Origin of the sequence: Pseudomonas sp. MEJ108 (assembly GCF_030208985.1) — a bacterium.
Taxonomy (GTDB): Bacteria; Pseudomonadota; Gammaproteobacteria; order Pseudomonadales; family Pseudomonadaceae; genus Aquipseudomonas; species Aquipseudomonas fragariae.
In genome coordinates, this window is the sequence record NZ_JARVSW010000010.1 from 46071 (window position 1) to 66110 (window position 20040).

Annotated in this window: 15 protein-coding genes; 4 read left to right on the top strand and 11 right to left on the bottom strand. The window is 59.2% G+C overall.

The annotated features are described in order from the left end of the window. Positions 1-69: 69 nt before the first annotated feature. The 11 genes from QRN50_RS05515 to QRN50_RS05565 all read right to left on the bottom strand — a co-directional run bounded on the left by QRN50_RS05515 (position 70) and on the right by QRN50_RS05565 (position 15244). Positions 70-1044: a peptide ABC transporter ATP-binding protein gene (locus tag QRN50_RS05515; RefSeq protein WP_003400031.1), complete on the bottom strand. Its 975-nt coding sequence runs from the start codon at positions 1042-1044 to the stop codon at positions 70-72. After that, positions 1044-2012, bottom strand: coding sequence for an ABC transporter ATP-binding protein (locus QRN50_RS05520; RefSeq protein ID WP_010436785.1), 969 nt, complete (start codon positions 2010-2012; stop codon positions 1044-1046). Before QRN50_RS05520 ends, QRN50_RS05515 begins: the two co-directional genes overlap by 1 nt. Before the next feature lie 10 nt (positions 2013-2022). After that, positions 2023-2934, bottom strand: coding sequence for an ABC transporter permease subunit (locus tag QRN50_RS05525; RefSeq protein ID WP_002555194.1), 912 nt, complete (start codon positions 2932-2934; stop codon positions 2023-2025). A 10-nt stretch (positions 2935-2944) separates the two neighbouring features. Beyond that, on the bottom strand, positions 2945-3955 hold the full coding sequence (locus QRN50_RS05530) for an ABC transporter permease subunit (RefSeq protein WP_003400038.1): 1011 nt from the start codon (positions 3953-3955) through the stop codon (positions 2945-2947). 74 nt (positions 3956-4029) lie between these two features. Next, positions 4030-5625: an ABC transporter substrate-binding protein gene (locus QRN50_RS05535; RefSeq protein WP_024642524.1), complete on the bottom strand. Its 1596-nt coding sequence runs from the start codon at positions 5623-5625 to the stop codon at positions 4030-4032. Between the two features lie 66 nt (positions 5626-5691). Beyond that, positions 5692-7107, bottom strand: a complete 1416-nt coding sequence (locus tag QRN50_RS05540; protein ID WP_024640036.1) for an OprD family porin — start codon at positions 7105-7107, stop codon at positions 5692-5694. Positions 7108-7263: 156 nt separating this feature from the next. Beyond that, the gene (locus tag QRN50_RS05545; protein WP_011268912.1) at positions 7264-8856 is read right to left on the bottom strand and encodes an ABC transporter substrate-binding protein; all 1593 of its coding nucleotides are present in this window, start codon (positions 8854-8856) and stop codon (positions 7264-7266) included. Positions 8857-9174: 318 nt separating this feature from the next. Next, complete coding sequence (locus tag QRN50_RS05550) at positions 9175-10803, bottom strand: ABC transporter substrate-binding protein (RefSeq protein ID WP_024659405.1); 1629 nt, start codon at positions 10801-10803, stop codon at positions 9175-9177. A gap of 257 nt (positions 10804-11060) precedes the next feature. Continuing rightward, positions 11061-12668: an ABC transporter substrate-binding protein gene (locus QRN50_RS05555; protein ID WP_024652359.1), complete on the bottom strand. Its 1608-nt coding sequence runs from the start codon at positions 12666-12668 to the stop codon at positions 11061-11063. A gap of 96 nt (positions 12669-12764) precedes the next feature. Then, positions 12765-14321 (bottom strand): HET-C-related protein, encoded by a 1557-nt coding sequence (locus QRN50_RS05560; RefSeq protein ID WP_240850833.1) that lies wholly within the window; start codon positions 14319-14321, stop codon positions 12765-12767. Between the two features lie 209 nt (positions 14322-14530). After that, positions 14531-15244 carry an SIMPL domain-containing protein gene (locus tag QRN50_RS05565; protein ID WP_060400526.1) on the bottom strand — a complete coding sequence of 238 codons (714 nt, stop codon included), beginning with the start codon at positions 15242-15244 and terminating at the stop codon, positions 14531-14533. A 192-nt stretch (positions 15245-15436) separates the two neighbouring features. Between QRN50_RS05565 and QRN50_RS05570 the strand changes: the two genes are divergently transcribed. The 4 genes from QRN50_RS05570 to QRN50_RS05585 all read left to right on the top strand — a co-directional run bounded on the left by QRN50_RS05570 (position 15437) and on the right by QRN50_RS05585 (position 19927). Beyond that, a complete protein-coding gene (locus QRN50_RS05570; RefSeq protein ID WP_060406661.1) occupies positions 15437-16696 on the top strand; it encodes an ATP-binding protein in 1260 nt (419 codons plus the stop codon). Further along, a complete protein-coding gene (locus QRN50_RS05575; RefSeq protein ID WP_003400057.1) occupies positions 16693-17256 on the top strand; it encodes a response regulator transcription factor in 564 nt (187 codons plus the stop codon). The genes QRN50_RS05570 and QRN50_RS05575 overlap by 4 nt, the downstream gene beginning before the upstream one ends. Before the next feature lie 89 nt (positions 17257-17345). Then, positions 17346-19064 carry an ABC transporter ATP-binding protein/permease gene (locus QRN50_RS05580; protein ID WP_024659407.1) on the top strand — a complete coding sequence of 573 codons (1719 nt, stop codon included), beginning with the start codon at positions 17346-17348 and terminating at the stop codon, positions 19062-19064. A gap of 113 nt (positions 19065-19177) precedes the next feature. Further along, positions 19178-19927, top strand: a complete 750-nt coding sequence (locus tag QRN50_RS05585) for a FadR/GntR family transcriptional regulator (RefSeq protein WP_003400058.1) — start codon at positions 19178-19180, stop codon at positions 19925-19927. The last annotated feature ends 113 nt before the right edge of the window (positions 19928-20040 follow it).

Below are 20040 nucleotides of genomic sequence, written 5' to 3' on the forward strand. Positions count from 1 at the left end.
GATAGTCTTGTAGCTTGTAGCTTGTAGCTTGTAGCTTGTAGCTTGTAGCTTGTAGCTTGTAGCTTCCAGCTACGCCGCTACGAATTGCTCGGCGTAATGGCACGCCACCTGGCGGTTATCCACCAGACGCAGCTCCGGCACTTCGGCGGCACAACGCTCGGTCGCATAGGGGCAGCGCTTGTGGAAGGCGCAGCCGCTTGGCGGGTTGAGCGGATTGGGCAGCTCGCCGACGATCTTGATCTTCGGCTTGAGCGGGTCCGGGTGGATGGTCGGGGTCGCCGACAGCAGCGCCTGCGTGTACGGGTGCAGCGGACGGTTGTAGATCTCTTCCTTGGGACCCATTTCCGCAGGCCGGCCCAGGTACATCACCAATACCGTATCGGCGACATGACGCACCACCGACAGGTTGTGGGAGATGAACACATAGGCGGTGTTGAATTCCTGCTGCAGGTCCATGAACAGGTTCAGTACCTGGGCCTGAATCGATACGTCCAGCGCTGAAGTCGGCTCGTCCGCTACCAGCACTTTGGGCTGCAGCATCATTGCCCTGGCCAGCGCGATACGCTGACGCTGACCGCCGGAGAACATGTGCGGGTAGCGCTGATAGTGCTCAGGGCGCAAACCGACCTGGGCCATCATCGCCTGCACTTTCTCGCGGCGTTCGGCGGCCGACAGATTGGTGTTGATCAGCAGCGGCTCGCCGAGCTGATCCCCGACTTTCTGCCTTGGGTTGAGCGAGGCATAAGGGCTCTGGAAGACCATCTGCACGTCCTTGCGCAACTGCTTGCGCTCGGCCTTGCTGGCCCCGGCAACTTCCTGACCGGCGATTTTGAGCGAGCCGGATGAAGGCTCTTCAATCAGTGTCAGCGCGCGCGCCAGTGTCGATTTGCCACAGCCGGACTCGCCGACCACAGCCAGAGTCTTGCCGGCTTCCAGTTCAAAGGACACCCCGTTAAGCGCACGCACCAGCGCCGAGCCCTTGAACAGGCCGCGGGAAACTTCGTAGTGACGGGTAAGGTCGCGGGCGGTCAGTACGACGCTCATTACGCCACCTCCTGATTCAAGGGATAGAAGCAGCGCGCCAGGCTGTGCGCCTTGGGATCAAGGGCAGGGCGTTCGGTACGGCAGTTGTCGCGTACGTACGGGCAGCGCGGAGACAGCAGGCAACCCTGTGGACGGTCATAGCGGCCCGGGACCATGCCCGGCAGCGTGGCGAGGCGCTCGGCGCCCATGCTGTGCTCGGGAATGGCGGCCAGCAAGGCTTCGCTGTACGGGTGGGCAGGGACATCGAACAGCCCAGGCACCTGACCGACTTCGACGGCCTGACCGGCGTACATCACGCAGACTCGCTGGGCGGTTTCGGCCACGACAGCCAGGTCGTGAGTGATCAGCACCAGTGCCATGTCCTGCTCTTTTTGCAGGCTCAGCAGCAGCTCCATGATCTGCGCCTGGATGGTCACGTCCAGCGCGGTAGTCGGTTCGTCGGCGATCAGCAGTTTCGGTTCGCCGGCAATCGCCATGGCAATCGCCACACGCTGGCTCATGCCACCGGACAGTTGGTGCGGGTAGGCATTCAGGCGCGCAGCGGCGCCAGGGATCTCGACCTTTTCCAGCAGTTCCAGTGCACGCTGGCGTGCGGCCTTGCCCGACATGTTCAGGTGCTGGCGCAGCACTTCCTCGATCTGGAAACCCACGGTATAGCTGGGGTTCAGAGCGGTCATCGGGTCCTGAAAGACCATCGCCAGGTCTTTGCCGATGATGCGTCGACGCTGCCGCGAGTTGAGCTTGAGCAGGTCGTTGCCGTCGAAATTGAGCGCGTCGGCGGTGATGATGCCGGGGGAGTCGATCAGCCCCATCAGCGCCATCATGGTCACCGATTTACCGGAACCCGATTCGCCGACGATGGCCAGTACTTCTCCCTTTTCGACGCTCAGGGACAGGCCGTCCACAACAGGTACGGCCTTGGCGTCGCCGAAGCGGACGTTGAGATTCTTGATTTCAAGAAGTGACATGCGAATCTCCTCAGGCGGCGTTCTTGAGTTTCGGGTCCAGCGCATCGCGCAGACCGTCGCCCATCAGGTTGATTGCCAGCACGCTGAGCAAAATGGTCAGACCGGGCAGGCTCACGACCCACCAGGCACGTTCGATGTAGTCGCGCGCCGAGGCGAGCATGGTGCCCCACTCAGGCGTCGGTGGCTGTACGCCCAGACCCAGGAAGCCCAGCGCTGCGGCATCGAGAATCGCCGACGAGAAGCTCAGGGTCGCCTGAACGATCAGCGGTGCCATGCAGTTGGGCAGCACGGTGATGAACATCAGGCGTGGCAGTGTGGCGCCAGCCAGACGGGCAGCCGTCACGTAGTCGCGGTTCAGCTCGCCCATCACCGCAGCGCGGGTCAGACGAACATAGGAAGGCAGCGACACGATGGCGATGGCGATTACGGTATTGATCAGGCCTGGGCCGAGGATCGCCACGATGGCCACAGCCAGCAGCAGCGAAGGCAGGGCGAGCATGATGTCCATCAGGCGCATCACCGAAGGGCCGAGCACGCGAGGGAAGAAGCCCGCCAGCAAGCCCAGCAGAATGCCGGGGATCAGCGACATGACCACCGATGCCAGACCGATCAGCAGCGACAGGCGCGAGCCCTGGATCAGACGTGACAGCAGATCGCGGCCCAGTTCGTCGGTACCGAGGATGAATTGCCATTGGCCGCCTTCGAGCCACACCGGAGGCGTCAGCAGGAAGTCGCGGTATTGCTCGCTCGGGTCATGGGGTGCAACCCAGGGCGCGAACAGGGCGCAGAACACGATCAGGATCATGAACAGCAGGCCGGCAACCGCGCCTTTGTTTTTCGAGAAGGCTTGCCAGAATTCTTTGTACGGGGATGGGTAAAGCAGGCTTTGATCGACTGCTACCGCAGGAGTAGGGGTGCTCATATCGATGATCTCAGCGCTGGTGACGAATGCGTGGGTTGGCAAAGCCGTAGAGGATATCCACCACGAAATTGACCAGGATCACCAGACAGGCGATCAGCAGAATGCCGTTTTGCACGACCGGGTAGTCCCGGGCGCCAATGGCTTCGATCAACCACTTGCCGATACCCGGCCAGGAGAAGATCGTTTCGGTCAGTACCGCACCGGCCAGCAAGGTACCGATTTGCAGACCGAACACGGTCAGTACCGGAATCAGCGCATTGCGCAGGCCATGAACGAATACCACACGGGCAGGCGACAGGCCTTTGGCTCTGGCGGTACGCACGTAGTCTTCACGCAGCACTTCGAGCATCGACGAGCGAGTCATCCGGGCGATCACCGCGAGCGGGATGGTGCCCAGTACGATGGCCGGCAGAATCATGTGGTGCAGGGCATCGAGGAACGAACCCTGTTCGTCACTGAGCAGCGTGTCGATCAGCATGAAGCCGGTGACCGGCGGAATGTCGTACAGCAGGTCGATGCGCCCGGAAACCGGGGTCCAGCCCAGCGTTACCGAGAAGAACATGATGAGGATCAGGCCCCACCAGAAGATCGGCATGGAATAACCGGCGAGGGAAATCCCCATGACCCCATGGTCGAACAGGGACCCTCGCTTGAGTGCGGCGATCACCCCGGCCAGCAGGCCGAGAATACCCGCGAAAATCAGCGCCGCCAGCGACAACTCCAGGGTTGCCGGGAACAGCGAAGTGAATTCGGACCAGACACTGGTGCGCGTACGCAGCGATTCACCGAGGTCGCCCTGGGCGAGCTTGCCGATGTAATCGATGTACTGGGCGTAGAGGGGTTTGTTCAGACCCAGACGCTCCATGGCCTGAGCGTGCATTTCCGGATCGACACGGCGCTCACCCATCATGACTTCGACCGGATCGCCCGGAATCAGACGAATCAGGGCGAAGGTCAATAAGGTGATGCCGAAGAAAGTGGGTATCAGCAACCCCACTCGGCGGGCGATAAAACTAAACATCTTGGTGTGTACCTCATCAGCCGGTTAGGCGTGCTCCGGCGAGTCTCGGGTTATGAGCTCGCCGGATTATTTTTCTACTTCACCTGGGTAGTGGCGAAGTTGTTATTGGTCAAAGGGCTTATTTTAAAGCCTTCGACATCTTTGCGCATTGCAACGAAAAGTTTCGGGTAAGCCAGGCTGATCCAGGGCTGTTCTTGATTGAACACTTGTTGAGCCTGCTTATAGAGGGCGGCACGTTCCGCCGGTTCGGTTATTTTTCGTGCTTGAGTGATTGCGTCCTCGAACGCGTTGTTGCACCAGCGGGCATAGTTCTCGCCATTTTTGGCCGCGTCACAGCTCAGGTTGGGCGTGAGGAAGTTATCCGGGTCGCCATTGTCGCCAGCCCATCCGGCAAAAACCATGTCGTGTTCGCCATTTTTGGCGCGCTTGAGCATTTCGCCCCATTCCATGATGCGAATGTCTATCTTGATCCCGACCTTGGCCATGTCCGACTGAAGCATCTGTGCGCCTACCATCGGGTTCGGGTTGGTCACCGCGCCGCCATTTCGAGCAAACAGGGTGAATACCTGACCCTCAGGTACGCCGGCTTCCTTGAGCAGCGCACGGGCCTTGTCAGGATCGTATGCGGGGCTCTTGCTAGCGGTGTCGTAACCCATCATGGTCGGTGGATACGGGCCTACACCCTCAGTGGCCTTGCCTTCGCCAAACAGTGCCCTGATGTACGATTTCTTGTCGAAGGCCAGATTGATCGCCTGCCGCACGCGCACATCGCTCAGGTATTTGTGCGAGGTGTTCATGGCCAGGTAGCTGGTCATCATGGACTCCATCTCGTCGATCTTGAGATTGGGGTCAGCCTTGATGTTGGCAATATCGTCAGGTTTTGGGTAAAGCGCAACCTGACATTCATTCGCCTTGAGCTTTTGCAGGCGTGTGTTGTTGTCCAGAGTGATGGCAAAGATCAGTGCTTCACTCGGCACTTTGCCTTTCCAGTAATTTGGGTTGGCTTTATAGCGGACTTGGGCATCCTTGGCATAGCGAGTCAGGATGAACGGGCCGGTGCCAATCGGTTTGCTGTTGAGTTCGGCGGTCTTGTTGCTCTTGAGCAACTGGTCGGCGTATTCGGCGGAATAGATCGAGGTGAACGGCATCGCCAGATCACGCAGGAATGGCGACTCGGGATGCGCAAGGGTGAACTTGACGGTGGAGTCGTCAACTTTTTCGACGTCCTTGAGCAAGTTCTGGAAGCCCATGCTTTCAAAATAGGGGTAGCCGACCAGCGAAAGTGCGTGCCACGGATGCTTGGGGTCCAACTGGCGCTTGAAGCTCCAGACCACGTCATCGGCATTCATTTCGCGGGTGGGCTTGAAGTAGTCGGTGGTCTGGAATTTGACGCCCTTTCGCAGTTTGAAAGTGTACGTCAGACCGTCGGGGCTGATGTCCCAGCTTTCAGCCAGGCCCGGTACGGTATCAGTGGTGCCTGGGGTGAACGCTACCAGACGTTCAAGAATGGTTTCGGCCGAGGCATCTGCCGTGACGGCGGTCGTGTACTGCACGATATCGAAACCTTCAGGGCTCGCTTCGGTGCAGACCACCAGCGGTTTGGCCGAAACGGTTGCGGCGGCGCTAAGCAGCGCAATGGCAATCGACGCGCGGAGCGATAGCAGTTTCAATAGAAGCCTCCTTGTTGATCGAAGAAGCCGTGACTGACCCTGTGTCAGCCACGGCTACGGGACCGCTTAAAGAATGTTGAACGGAACGGTGGTCACCAGACGGAATTCGTTGATGTTGCCATCAGCCTGATTCTCGCTGGCGCGGTGGGTGGTGTAAGTGGCGCGGATGGCGGTGGCCTTGAGCGGGCCGGACTGCACGGAGTACGACGTACCGATACCGTATTCGTAGTGAGTCTCGCCGTCCATTGCGTTTACGCCGCTCGGTGTACGAACGCCATTGATGGTCTGGACGTCGCCGTAGACGTTGCCTTTGTATTTGGTGCCGTCGATGTCCCAGCCACGAGCCTGGTAGATGTTGAATTTCAGACCCGGCACGCCGTATTCGGCCATGTTCAGTACGTAGGCGATCTGCAGGGATTTCTCGTTCGGGCCGTTGAAGTCCGAGAGCAGGGAGTTGGCCAGGAAGATCGCGTTGGTGTCGTGCGCATAGTCGAAGTACTCATCGCCAGATACTTGCTGATAGGCAAGGCTGATGCTGTGAGCATTGTGTGTACCGGTGAAGGACAGGCTGTAGGTATCGTTGTCGATAGGGCCCTGTTTGCTTTGACCGGAGTCCTTGGTCTTGTAGTAGTTCAGGTTGGTGCTGAGCGCCAGCGCCTTGCTGTCACCCAGTTCGTGGGTGAAACCGAAGTAGTACTGGTGCCAGAAATCTTCCAGATTCGATGCGTAAAAGCTGGTTGTCAGGCTGTCGGTCGGCTTGTAGTCAGCGCCGAACATGTCCAGACGGTCGGCGGTCTGGCTGCGATCACCGTACTCGGAGCGGAACTTGTCCAGGCTCTGCTCCATACGTGGCGATACGCGGTCGAAACTACCGGCTTGAAAGGACAGGTTATTCAGCTCGTCGCTCTGTACGGCAACACCCTGGAAGCTGGAGGGCAGTGCGCGGTTGCCGATGAAGGCGATGACCGGGGTGTTCACCGATTGGCGACCCATGGTCAGTACGGTGTTGGAAACCCGCGCCTTGACGTTGCCCAGGCCCATCTTGCTCCACTGACCGACTGCATCGCCGTCGCTGTGTGCCAGGGTACGGTTGGAGTTGCCGGCAAAGTCGTCGGTGTCACGGTCCAGCGCAATGGCGTTGTACAGCGCCAGTTCGGTGGAGAAACCTACAACGCCCTGCGTATAACCGGAGGTGTAGTTGACGATCGTGCCCTGCTGCCAGTTGATACGGCGCGAGGTCTGCTCGGCAATGCCGTTGTCGTTGTAGCGGAACACTTCGCCGCGACGTTTGAGTTCATTGGCGTACCAGTTACGGGTCGTGCCGGTCAGGTGTTGATCTTCGATAAAACCGTTGGCGTCGGCCTGTGCATTCTTTGAACTCAGCTCGGTCGGTACGAACGTCTGGCTTGCCGGTTCAGCCTGAACCAGTGCGCCAAACGACGAGAGAGACAATGCCAATAACGCAGTGCTAGTTGTTTTCACGATGTGCAGCTCCCTTTATCACTTTTTTATATGCCAGTTCTTTGAGCCTGGCTTTTGGTGGTGCAGGACTTTGGGTCCTGCGTTGTTATAGGTATCGACGCGCAAGTACCCGCTCTCGCCGTGACACAAGACGGCGAGGGCGTACGGAGTTTTCGATCAATCGACGATGCTGACGCCTGAAAAGTTGTTGCGACCGAACGGGCTGACGTGGAAGTCCCTGACCTCGGCGCGCAATGGCTGATTGACGGTCGAGTGGGCAATCGGTGTGATCGGCACCTGCTCCTTCAGGTAGCGCTGCGCCCGTTGGTACAGTTCGGTACGCTTCACGCGGTCAGTGGTCGCAACCGCGTCCTTGATCAGGTCGTCGTATTTCTTGTCGCACCACATCGAATAGTTGTTGCCGCCAATCGCGTCGCAGCTGTAAAGCGTGCCCAGCCAGTTGTCCGGGTCACCGTTGTCGCCGGTCCAGCCGATCAGCGAGATATCGTGCTCGCCGTTTTTGGTGCGTTTGAGGTATTCACCCCATTCGTAACTGACGATCTTGACCTTGATACCGACCTTGGCCCAGTCGGCCTGAAGCATTTCAGCCATCAGTTTGGCGTTGGGGTTGTACGGACGCTGAACCGGCATGGCCCACAGGGTTAGTTCCGTGCCTTCCTTGACGCCAGCGGCACGCAACAGGGTCCTGGCTTTTTCCGGGTCGTAGGGGGCGTCCTTGATGCTGTCGTCATAGGACCACTGGGTCGGTGGCATGGCGTTGACTGCCAGTTGCCCCGCGCCCTGATAAACCGCGTTGATGATCGCCTTTTTGTTGACGGCCATGTCCAGCGCCTGACGGACTTGCAGCTTGCCCAGCGGTTCGTGGCGCACGTTGTAAGAGATGTAGCCGAGGTTGAAGCCTGGCTTCTCGATGACCTGCAGGCTTTTGTCTGCCTTGAGGCTGGCGAGGTCCGCCGGACGCGGGTTGACCGAGACCTGGCATTCGTTGGCCTTGAGCTTTTGCATGCGCGCGGAGGCGTCGGTCACGATGGCGAAGATCAACTGGTCGATTTTCACCCGGCTCGGGTCCCAGAATTCCTTGTTGCCCTTGTAGCGAATCTGCGAATCCTTCTGATAGCGCTGAAACACGAACGGCCCTGTACCGATAGGCTGCTGATTGATGTCGCGCACGTCGCCCTTGGCCATCAGCTGTTCGGCGTACTCGGCGGAGAGAATGCCGGCGAAGTTCATCGCGATGTTCTGGATGAATGCCGCATCGACCGTATTGAGGGTGAAGACGACGGTCAGCGGGTCGGTCTTCTCGACGGACTTGATCTTCTTGTTCAGGCCCATGCCGGTGAAGTAGGGGAACTCGGTCGGGTAAGCGACACGGAACGGATGATCGGGCTTGAGCATGCGATTGAAGGTGAACAGCACGTCGTCGGCGTTGAAGTCACGGCTGGGCTTGAAGTTCTTGTTGCTGTGGAACTTCACGCCCTCGCGCAGATGAAACGTGTAGACCAGGCCGTCTTCCGAGGTGTCCCAGGAAGTCGCCAGCGCTGGAACCACGGTGGTATCGCCTTGCTTGAATTCGGTGAGTCGATTGTAGATCGGCTCGGATGCATCGTTATCGGTGGAGGAAGTGTATTGCGCACCGTCGAAGCCAGCCGGGCTCGCTTCGGAGCAAAACACCAGATTGCTTGCCGCCTGGGCAAACGGGGCCAGTGCCAACAGTCCCAGGCACGACGTCATCGCAAGAGTTTTACGCATGATGATCCCTATCCTCGAAGGATGAGCCGAGGCTCTAATATCTAACTGGCCTAAAGGCCTCGCCCCACGCAATTTTGCACGACATGCCCGGTACACCTGGACACGAAGCGGCGTGCTTCCCGCCATTGCCGCTGCCCTTCGACGGTAAGTCGTCAGAGGCACGCGGTATATAGGCTCGAAGGCTGCAAAGCTCGTAGGAAATATCTTAGTGATAGTAGAAGAATGCCGTTATCGGCACGTTTCAACCCATCACTCGGGGCTTATATTCAAGTAGAGCGGTTTGCTGCGCCGGGTGAGCGGCGCAGCAAACAGTCGCTTTTACTTGCCGCTCACGCTCACACCGTAAAAGGAGTTCAAGCCAAACGGGCTGATCTTGAAGTCCTGTACTTTGGAGCTCATGGGTTGATAGACCGTCGAGTGCGCAATAGGCGTCATTGGCACGGCGTCTTTCAGGAGGTGTTGCGCCTGCTTGTACAGTTTGGTGCGCTCGGTCTGATCGGACGTTTGCTTGGCCTGATGGATCAGCGTGTCGAACGGCTTGTCGCACCATTTGGCAAAGTTGTTGCCATTCAGGGCGTCGCAGCCGAACAGGGTGCCGAGCCAGTTGTCCGGGTCACCATTGTCACCGCTCCAGCCGATCAGCATGGCACCGTTCTCGCCATTCTTGGCGCGCTTGATGTACTCGCCCCATTCATAGCTGACGATCTTGGCGTTGATACCGATCTTCTTCCAGTCGGACTGGAGCATTTCGGCCATCAGTTTGGCGTTGGGGTTGTAAGGACGCTGAACCGGCATCGCCCACAGGGTGATTTCGGTGCCTTCCTTGATGCCGGCTTCCTTGAGCAACTGGCGAGCTTTCTCGGGATCGTACTTGGCGTCCTTGATGGTGGTGTCATAGGACCACTGGGTCGGCGGCATGGCGTTGACCGCCAATTGACCTGCACTCTGGTAAACCGAGTCGATGATCTGCTGCTTGTTGACCGCCATGTCCAGCGCCTTACGCACTTCCAACTGAGCCAGCGGGTTTGGATGGTCTTCGCCCTTGATCTGAGGCATCACGTTGTAGGCGATGTAACCCAGGTTGAAGCCCGCCTGATCAGGCATCTTCAGGCTTTTGTCTTCCTTGAGGATTTTGACGTCGGCAGGACGCGGATAAGCCGTGATCTGGCATTCGTTTTTCTTGAGCTTCTGCATGCGCACCGAAGCATCGGTGGTGATGGCGAAGATCAGATTGTCGACCTTGACGTCCTCAGGCTTCCAGTAATCCTTGTTGCCGGTGTAACGGATGTTGGAGTCTTTCTGGTAGCTCTTGAACACGAACGGACCAGTGCCGATCGGCTGCTGATTGATCAGCTCCGGCTTGCCTTCCTTGAGCAGCTTGGCGGCGTACTCTGCGGACTGGATGGACGCGAAGCTCATCGCCATGTTCTGGATGAACGCGGCGTCGACCATGCCCAGCACGAACTTGACGGTGTGATCGTCGATCTTCTCGATCTTCTTGATGTTGGTGTCCATCGCCATATCGGTGAAGTACGGGAATTCGGTCGGGTACGCTTTGCGGTAAGGCATGTCCTTGTCGATCATGCGATTGAACGTGAACAGCACGTCATCGGCATTGAATTCACGGGTCGGCTTGAAGTACGGCGTGGTGTGGAATTTGACGCCTTCGCGAAGGTGGAAGGTGTACGTCAGACCATCTTCGGAGATGTCCCATTTGGTCGCCAGGCCCGGCACTACGGCGGTGCCGCCGCGCTCAAACTGACTCAGGCGGTTGAAGATGGTCTCTGCCGAGGCGTCGAAGTCAGTACCAGTGGTGTATTGACCCGGATCGAAGCCCGCTGGGCTGCCCTCGGAACAGAACACCAGATTCGATGCCGCGTGAGCGAAAGGTGCGCTGGCGAGCAAGCTGGCGCCGACCAGAAACGGAATGACCGCGTGTTTGAGCATGGTTGCCTCAGTTGTTGTCATTTTTGATTAGAGGGAACGACCTCGTGAGCCGATCCGTCCGATACTTATGCAGGGGCCATACCCAAAGCAAGACAGTGAGGCGAAAGAAGCGACAAAGAGTGGCACGATCGTACAGGAATGTCGCGAAAGTGTAACTTTCTTGGTAGTTGATCGTTTGCGCGACGCTTTTTCGATTATTTCGCGCACCAATAAGGCGCAACCGGGTGAGAAAAATGCACCCGGTTGGCGCTGTGTTGTTACTTCACTGTTCCCAGGCTGACACCATAAAAGGGTGTCAGACCGAAGGGACTGATCTTGAAGTCCTGCACTTCCTGGCGCATCGGCTGAAACACCTTGGAGTTGGCAATCGGGGTGATCGGCACCTGCTGCTTGAGAATGTGTTGAGCCTGTTGATAGAGCTTGATGCGTTCATCGCGGTTGCTGGTCAGCTTGGCCTGCTGCACCAGCTTGTCATAGGCCGGGTCGCACCATTTGGCGTAGTTGCTGCCTTTGACGGCTGCGCAGCTGTAAAGCACGCCGAGCCAGTTGTCGGGGTCACCGTTATCACCGGTCCAGCCGTAAATCATCGCGTCATGCTCGCCGGCCTTGGCGCGCTTGATGTATTCGCCCCATTCATAGCTGACGATGTTGGCCTTGATACCGATTTTCTCCCAGTCGGACTGGATCATCTGTGCCGACATGCGTGCATTGGGGTTCGACGCGCGCTGCACAGTCATGGCCCACAGGTCGATTTTGGTACCCGGCGCTACACCTGCTTCCTTGAGCAGCTGCCTGGCTTTGGTCAGGTCGTGCGGGGCGTCCTTGATGGTCGGATCGAAGCTCCACTGACCCGGCGGCAGCGCATTTTCAGCCAGCTGGCCCGCGCTCTGATAAACCGCTTTGATGATCGCCGGCTTGTCGATGGCCATGTCCAGCGCCTGGCGGACCTTGAGCTGATCCAGCGGCGGATGCGTAACGTTGTAGGCCACGAAGCCCAGGTTGAAGCCTGGCTGGCTGAGGACCTTGAGTTTCGGGTCCTTTTTCATCTCCTCGATGTCCTGTGGACGCGGATAGCCGCTGACCTGGCATTCGTTGGCCTTGAGCTTCTGCAGGCGCACGGCGGCATCACTGCTGATCGAGAAGATCAGGTTGTCGATCTTCACATCCTCCGGCTTCCAGTACTGGGTATTGCCGACGTAACGGATCTGCGAATCCTTCTGGTAGCGCTTGAAGACGAACGGACCAGTGCCGATGGGCTTCTGGTTCAGGTCTTCGGCCTTGCCTTCCTTGAGCAGCTTGTCTGCGTACTCGGCAGACTGAATGGATGCGAAGCTCATGGCCAGGTTCTGCACGAAGGCCGCATCGATGTTGTTCAGGGTGAACTTGACGGTCAGCGGGTCGACTTTCTCGACGCTCTTGATCGTCGTATTCAGGCCCATGTCGGTGAAGTAGGGCGACTCGGACGGATACGCCTTGCGGAACGGGTGGTTGGCATCGAGCAGGCGGTTGAAGGTGAACAGCACGTCATCGGCGTTGAACGTGCGCGTCGGGGTGAAATAATCCGTGGTATGGAATTTCACGCCATCGCGCAGGTGAAAGGTGTAGGTCAGGCCATCCGGCGAAACGTCCCAGCGCGTGGCCAGACCCGGCTCCACTTCCGTACCGCCACGCTTGAACTGGGTCAGACGGTTGAAAACGGTTTCGGCCGAGGCATCGAAGTCGGTGCCGCTGGTGTACTGGCTGGGGTCGAAACCGGCCGGGCTGGCTTCAGAGCAATACACCAGCGTGCTTGCCGCGTGGGCCAAAGGCGCGCAGGCCAGCAGCGCGGTGGTCAGCAGCAGCGGTTTGAAAAGTGTGTGTCCCATGGATCCCTCGCGTGGTACGGCAGTAACCGTGCTTGAAAGTCGACAATCAGCTAGACAACGGATAGTGCCGTACTTGGTCGGGGTCGGACAATACGCTTACTGGCCGGTAATCCTCGCCCAGAGGTCTGCCAGCGACACACTTTCAAAAAACACGTCCAGAAAATTGCTGCCGTCCTGACTAAAACGCTGCAAGTCCTTTTTCGTGCTTTGCTGCAATTGGATTCTGGACTGGTCCAGCTCGCTCTTGAGTGTCGCCCGCTCGACCTGTTCTGGATTGGCCTCGGCCCATTCCCGGACAATCGCGTCCTGCCAGTCGCAGTCCATGGGATGAGTGAAGAACCGCGTGGCTACCCGGACCGGTTGTTCGGCGCCTTCCTTGCCATGCCATTGGCCCAGAACGGCCTGACCTACTTGCAGCACGGCCTTTCTGGCGAGGGTTGCGGCAAGCACATGCAGCGGGTGCTGCGCATGATCCTTGGCCAGTTGCGAATGTGACGGATCGGTCGAGCCGCTGCTATTGGGGTCTTCGTCGAGCAGGGTCTGCAGGTCGTCGACGCTGTTGCCAAGCCAGATGGCCAGACTTTGCATGACGGTGCCAAATGCATTGCCAAGCAATCGCCCCGGCGTACCGATGAAGGCGTAGAACTGTTCGACCTGTTCGGAGAACGGCTGGCTGGCCCACTGGTCCCGCGCTTCGAGAAAGGCCTCGTAACCCGCGAGCAGTCGCGGATCAGGGTGCTCGCCCAGAACGATCTGAATAATCTGGTCGCGCTCGTAACGTTCTCCAGCCTTGATCGCTTCGAACGGTTTTTCGTCTGTCGAGAACAGAATCCTGCCAAGCGGCTCAGCGAGGCTGGCGATGATATCGCTGCCACCGAACGTACCGGTTACCAGCGGCAGACGGTGCTTGCAGTCTGCTTCGGACGTCCAGGGCAGAATGCGCTCATGGCCGAGTTTGATCAGGCTGAGTTCGGCGAAGTTGGAGTGGGCGAAGAAGTCTTCGAGAATGTGCAGCGCCGCGCCCATGTCGCGCAAACCGTCTGTAGAGCCGGGGCCGCCATTGACGGCCGATTCCAGCCCCGCAGCCATCACCTCCACCGAGCGCTGAATGTAGCGTTTCATCGAGGTGTCATGGTCGACCTTCAATAGCGGATCGTCAGGCAGCACCCAGGCGTCGAAGTCGGCGTCGCGTTCTTTTGGATTGGCCGGTTTGGGGTCGGGGGTTCTGGGGTTGTCGATGTGTTCAGCAGGACGATAGACGCCGAGGCGCTCTGCGGTCACGACGAAGCGCGAGCGGTCTGCCTTCATCAGATCGGTGAATTCCTTGACTGCCAGCACGTCCACAATGCGCGTCAGTGCGTCACGGGAAAGCAGGTCAGGGAAGCTTTTCGGCATGCTTGTCGCCCTGACGATTTTCGGATCAAGCAACTGCGAGTAGTCGCGCAGCCAGTTGCCGAAATAGATCGCGCGGATTTCCTCAGGCCTGAAACCTGCAGATTCGAGAACGGCTTCGATAGCGCCATGGGTATGTTTGTGTTTGTCGCCATCACCGGCTTCGAATCTCAAGGGGGTTGGAAGCGGTTCGCGATGGGTATTCATGCCCTGATCGTTGACAGTGGCAGGGTTGCGGGAAGCGTTATGCGGGGGATTCATCCTTGATTCCTTGATGGCAAGCGCGCGTTGGCCGGTTCGCTCAGCCAAGGCGATAGTGCTCGGAAGTGAGATGGCAAGTTTCGCGAGCCGCGAGATTACCGACAATCAGGCGGGGCATCAGCCAACGTAGGAGATTGCCGAGCAAGAGGGGGGAGTCAGGAGGAGGGGAGCGTGGAAAAGGGCGGCAGTCGATACTACCGCCCTGTCATTCACGGAATCGCGACTTCAATCACGCCATCTGCCGCAACGCTGACCTGGCTGGTGCCCGCTTCGACATCGGGTGTCGGTGCCGAGTCTGCACGCGAAGACTTTGCCATCATCATGACCGGCGCGCGCAGATACGGCTGCGGGTAGCCCGAGGTATTCAGGTTCAGGTTGACCAGCTTGTAGCCCGTACCACCCAACGCTTCGGTGACCAGTTGCGCGCGAGCCTTGAATGCGGTCACCGCGTCCTTGAGCAGGGCGTCTTCGCTGGTCTTGCGCGTCGATGGCGAGATCGAGAAGTCCATGCCGCCCATTTTAAGGTCGGTCAGCAGCTCGCCGGTCAGCTTGGACAGCACGACGAAGTCTGCACTTTCCAGGCGCAGTTCGGCACGTTCACGCCAGCCGGTGATCTTCTGGCCTTTATCGTCGTAGACCGGGTAGCTGTTGCGGCTGCCCTGGCGGATCTTCACGTCCTTGACCTGGCGCGCCTGACCCAATGCCTTGTTCAGCGTCTCGGTGATCTGCGCGGCCAGTTTGGCCGGATCGCTGTCCTGCGCTTCGGTGTACAGCGTGACGAGCATCAGGTCGCGCTGCACCTCCTGGTTGACCTCGGCGCGCAATGAAATCTGGTTGTAACGGGCTTCTTCAGCCATGGCGGGCAGGCTGGACAGAGCAGCGGCCAGCGCGACGAGGGTGGCGGCAGGGCGAAGGTTGAACATGAGAGCTCCTTGTTATCAAACGGCCGCCGACAGTTGTCGGGCGGCGCAAAGTGTTCTGACTGTAGCGCTTTGGCCCGGTTCCTGCGATGACCGAGTGCCCTGGCGTGCGGTGCGTTGACGCACTTTTTCAGTTTTGCCTCCCGCTTGGTTATACTCGCTGCGATCCGCCTGGAGCACTCATCAGGAGAGCTCATGCTCGCCCCCGTTCAAATGCTTTCAGCCACACGACAAAACCTGTGGCGCCTGACATTCATCCGTATTCTGGTGCTGGCCGCGCAGGCCGGCTCGGTCGGTATGGCCTGGCTGTTCGACTTTCTGCCGTTGCCCTGGCTGCAACTGTCGATCACCCTGGGCTGCTCACTGGTGCTCTGCGGGCTGACGGTCATCCGTCTGCGCACCTCGCTGCCGCTCACCGAGCTTGAATATGCGCTGCAACTGGCGCTGGACCTGCTGATCCACAGCGCGCTGCTGTATTACTCGGGCGGCTCGGCCAACCCGTTCGTTTCCTATTATCTGGTGCCGCTGACTATCGCCGCTGCCACGCTGCCGTGGCGCTACTCGCTGATCCTGTCCGGCTTTGCGCTGAGCATGTACACCTTGTTGATGGTGCGTTCCTACCCGCTGGAAACCGACTCCATCGCCCGGGAAAACATGCAGATCTACGGCATGTGGTTGAGTTTTGCCCTGGCGGCGGCGGTCATCACCTTCTTTGCCGCGAAGATGGCCGAAGAGTTGCGTCGTCAGGAGCAACTGCGTGCCGAGCGTCGCGAAGAAGGCCTGCGTGATCAGCAGTTGCTCGCCGTCGCGACCCAGGCCGCAGGGGCTGCCCATGAATTGGGAACGCCGCTGGCAACCATGAGCGTGCTGCTCAAGGAAATGCGCCAGGATCACAGTGACCCGGCCTTGCAGGATGACCTGTCCGTGCTGCAGGAGCAGGTCAAGCAGTGCAAGCAGACCCTGCAGCAACTGGTGCGCGCCGCCGAAGCCAATCGGCGTATGGCTGTCGAATATCAGGCTGCCACCCGCTGGCTGGATGAGTCCCTCAACCGCTGGCATCTGATGCGCCCGGAAGTGAGTTACCGTTTCTATAAGCTGGGCCAGGGCGAAGCGCCGATGCTGGCGCCGCCGCCGGACCTGACTCAGGCGCTGCTCAACCTGCTCAACAACGCTGCCGATGCCTGCCCCGATGGCCTTGAAGTCAACCTGGACTGGGACAGTGCGGAAATCTGCATCAGCATTCGCGACCATGGCGCGGGTGTGCCGCTGGCGATTGCCGAACAGATCGGCAAACCGTTCTTTACTACCAAGGGCAAAGGTTTCGGCCTGGGTCTGTTCCTGAGCAAGGCCAGCGTCACCCGTGCGGGTGGCTCGGTGAAGCTCTACAGTCATGAAGAAGGCGGTACGCTCACCGAGCTGCGCCTGCCCCGAGATACGCGAGGAGAAGAAGCATGAGTGACGATGACATCCAGGTCGAAGGCGAAGAGCTGCCGCACCTGTTGCTGGTCGATGACGACGCGACGTTCACCCGTGTGATGGCGAGGGCCATGAGCCGTCGTGGTTTTCGCGTGAGCACCGCCGGCTCGGCTGAAGAAGGGCTGGCCCTGGCGCAACAGGACATCCCCGAATACGCCGCGCTGGACCTGAAGATGGACGGCGACTCCGGTCTGGTGCTGCTGCCCAAGCTGCTGGAAATGGACCCGGAGATGCGCGTGGTGATTCTCACCGGTTATTCGAGCATTGCCACGGCGGTCGAAGCGATCAAGCGTGGCGCGTGCAACTACCTGTGCAAACCGGCTGACGCTGATGACGTACTGGCAGCGCTGTTGTCCGAGCACGCCAACCTCGACACGCTGGTCCCGGAGAATCCGATGTCGGTGGACCGCTTGCAGTGGGAGCATATCCAGCGCGTGCTGACCGAGCACGAGGGCAATATTTCAGCGACTGCGCGTGCGCTGGGCATGCATCGCCGGACCTTGCAGCGCAAGTTGCAGAAACGCCCCGTGCGACGTTGATGAAGGTTTTTTCATAGTGATCGATTAGGCGTTTTTTTGCTTCATTGTGCTCAGGCATCGTACGTTCAAAGAGAGCGAGCCTGAACCACATGAATCGCAATGCTGAATATTCTGCCGTCAACGATACTGTGCAAGGAGCATTTTTACCCCGCGTCTGGAAGCTGATAACGCCATATTGGCGCAGTGAGGAAAAGACCACTGCCTGGCTGCTGCTGGTCTCGGTGATCGCACTGTCGCTGTTCAGCGTGCAGGTCTCGGTGTTCTTCAACAGCTGGTACCGAGACTTCTACAACGCGCTGCAGAACAAGGATCTGGCTGCGTTCACCCACCTGATCCTGTACTTCAGCGGCATCGCCGCGATCGCCATTCTGGCTGCGGTCTATCGCCTGTACCTGACCCAGTTGCTGACCATCCGCTGGCGTCGCTGGCTGACGGAGCAACACTTCGCGCGCTGGCTCGCCGACAAGAATTACTACCAGCTGGAGCAGGGCGGTTACACCGATAACCCTGACCAGCGCCTGTCCGAAGACCTCAACGAGTTCACCACCAGCACCCTCAGCCTGGGGCTGGGGTTAATGAGCGCGGTGGTCAGCCTGGTGTCGTTTTCGGTGATTCTCTGGGGCGTGTCGGGCAGTATCGAGCTGTTCGGCGTGACCATTCCCGGCTATATGTTCTGGGCGGCCTTGCTCTATGCGCTGGTGGGCAGCCTGCTGACCCACTGGATCGGCAAGCGGCTGATCCCGTTGAACAACCAGCAGGAGCGATTCGAGGCGGACCTGCGTTTTGCGCTGGTGCGTGTGCGCGAGAACGCTGAAAGCATTGCCTTGTCCGAAGGCGAGCGCAACGAAAACCAGCGCCTGAGCGCGCGCTTTATGATGATCTGGAATAACTTCCGGGCCTCTATGAAGGTCCAGAAGCGGCTGACGTTCTTCACCTCGGGCTATTCGCAGATTGCGCTGATCTTTCCCTTCATTGTGGCCGCGCCACGCTATTTCGCCGGCAAGATCGAGCTGGGTGATCTGATGCAGATCAACTCGGCATTCGGCAATGTGCAGGAGAACTTCAGCTGGTTCATCAGCGCCTATGGCACGCTGGCGTCATGGCGCGCCACCAGCGACCGTCTGCTGAGCTTCCGCCAGGCCATGACTGACAATGAAGGTCGGCAGCCGGCCATCGAAAGAATTCACGGCAACGACACGCTGGACCTGCGCAATCTGGGCTTGAGCATTGCCGGCGGTCGTCAGTTGCTGAGCGACGCCAGTCTGCAGGTCGGTGCGGGAGAGCGGGTCATGCTCAGCGGTCGCTCGGGCAGTGGCAAAAGCTCGTTGCTGAGGGCGCTGGGCGGTCTCTGGCCTGAGGGTTCGGGGCAGATTCGCTTGCCCACCGGCACGGCGCTGTTCCTGCCGCAACGGCCTTACCTGCCCATCGGCACCTTGCGTGAGGCGATGAGTTATCCACAGCCTGTCGAGCATTACCCGGCACAGCGCTTTGCCGAGGTACTGAATCAGTGCCGTCTGGAGCATCTGATACCGCGCCTGGACGAAAGCAACCACTGGCAGCGTTTTCTCTCACCGGGCGAGCAGCAGCGGGTGGCGTTCGCGCGTGCCCTGCTGGTCGCGCCGAACTGGCTGTATGTGGATGAGGCCACCTCGGCCATGGACGAAGATGACGAGACGGCGATGCACTGCGCCATCATCGACGGACTGCCCGGCCTGACGCTGATCAGCGTCGGGCACCGCAGCAGCCTGAAACGCTTCCATGACCGGCATGTGCGCGTCGAGAGCGGCAAATTGATCGAGCAAGCGTGATCCGCAACGTTTTGAGGTCGATGCTATAGGGGACACGGCGCTTTTGAGGGTGTGATCATACAACCGCTGAGCTATGATTAGCCCATGTTTAGCAGTCCAGAGATCGATGTTGGATGGAAAATCAAAGCGCTCTGCCCCGCGCCCGCAGAAAACACCGCAGCCTCGCGCAGGAGCTGGTGACAGAGCTGTCCGAGCGTATTCGCAGCGGTCAGCTCAAGCGCGGCGACAAACTGCCCACCGAATCCGCAATCATGGAAGAGCAGGGCGTCAGCAGGACTGTCGTGCGTGAGGCGATTTCGCGTCTGCAGGCCTCCGGTTTGGTCGAGACCCGTCACGGCATCGGCACCTTCGTGCTCGATACGCCAAGCCCCAGTGGCTTCAGGATTGACCCGGCGACCATCGTCACCCTGCGCGATGTACTGGCGATTCTCGAATTGCGCATCAGCCTTGAAGTCGAGTCGGCAGGCCTGGCAGCCCAGCGGCGTAGTGATGAACAACTGGCAGCCATGCGTTCGGCGCTGGACGCGCTCAATGAAAGTGCGGCACACGCCACCGATGCCGTGGCCTCGGACTTCCAGTTCCATCTGCAGATTGCCTTGTCGACCGGCAATCGCTACTTCACTGACATCATGACCCACCTGGGCACCAGCATCATCCCGCGTACCCGGCTCAATTCCGCGCGTCTGGCACATGATGACCAGCAGCACTATATGAATCGGCTGAGCCGCGAGCACGAAGAAATCTTCGACGCCATCGCCCGCCAGGATTCCGATGCGGCCCGCGCCGCCATGCGCCTGCACCTGACCAACAGCCGCGAACGCCTGCGCCATGCGCATGAAGAGGCCGAATCGCAGCGGGCTTGAGGTTTGAAAAGAGGACGCAGAGCGTCCGGAACGGCATGCCCACGCTGAAGTGAACTGACCCCAAAAAGTTGGACGGTTGACTATCGTTCCCATGCTCCGCGTGGGAATGCAGT

What these genes read in the sequence shown, in the direction of transcription:
- QRN50_RS05585 (WP_003400058.1), top strand. Translation starts at nt 19,178, where the DNA reads ATGGAAAATCAAAGCGCTCTGCCCCGCGCCCGCAGAAAACACCGCAGC.
- QRN50_RS05555 (WP_024652359.1), bottom strand. Translation starts at nt 12,668, where the DNA reads ATGGGACACACACTTTTCAAACCGCTGCTGCTGACCACCGCGCTGCTG.
- QRN50_RS05550 (WP_024659405.1), bottom strand. Translation starts at nt 10,803, where the DNA reads ATGCTCAAACACGCGGTCATTCCGTTTCTGGTCGGCGCCAGCTTGCTC.
- QRN50_RS05570 (WP_060406661.1), top strand. Translation starts at nt 15,437, where the DNA reads ATGCTCGCCCCCGTTCAAATGCTTTCAGCCACACGACAAAACCTGTGG.
- QRN50_RS05530 (WP_003400038.1), bottom strand. Translation starts at nt 3,955, where the DNA reads ATGTTTAGTTTTATCGCCCGCCGAGTGGGGTTGCTGATACCCACTTTC.
- QRN50_RS05575 (WP_003400057.1), top strand. Translation starts at nt 16,693, where the DNA reads ATGAGTGACGATGACATCCAGGTCGAAGGCGAAGAGCTGCCGCACCTG.
- QRN50_RS05520 (WP_010436785.1), bottom strand. Translation starts at nt 2,012, where the DNA reads ATGTCACTTCTTGAAATCAAGAATCTCAACGTCCGCTTCGGCGACGCC.
- QRN50_RS05580 (WP_024659407.1), top strand. Translation starts at nt 17,346, where the DNA reads ATGAATCGCAATGCTGAATATTCTGCCGTCAACGATACTGTGCAAGGA.
- QRN50_RS05545 (WP_011268912.1), bottom strand. Translation starts at nt 8,856, where the DNA reads ATGCGTAAAACTCTTGCGATGACGTCGTGCCTGGGACTGTTGGCACTG.
- QRN50_RS05515 (WP_003400031.1), bottom strand. Translation starts at nt 1,044, where the DNA reads ATGAGCGTCGTACTGACCGCCCGCGACCTTACCCGTCACTACGAAGTT.
- QRN50_RS05560 (WP_240850833.1), bottom strand. Translation starts at nt 14,321, where the DNA reads ATGAATCCCCCGCATAACGCTTCCCGCAACCCTGCCACTGTCAACGAT.
- QRN50_RS05565 (WP_060400526.1), bottom strand. Translation starts at nt 15,244, where the DNA reads ATGTTCAACCTTCGCCCTGCCGCCACCCTCGTCGCGCTGGCCGCTGCT.
- QRN50_RS05525 (WP_002555194.1), bottom strand. Translation starts at nt 2,934, where the DNA reads ATGAGCACCCCTACTCCTGCGGTAGCAGTCGATCAAAGCCTGCTTTAC.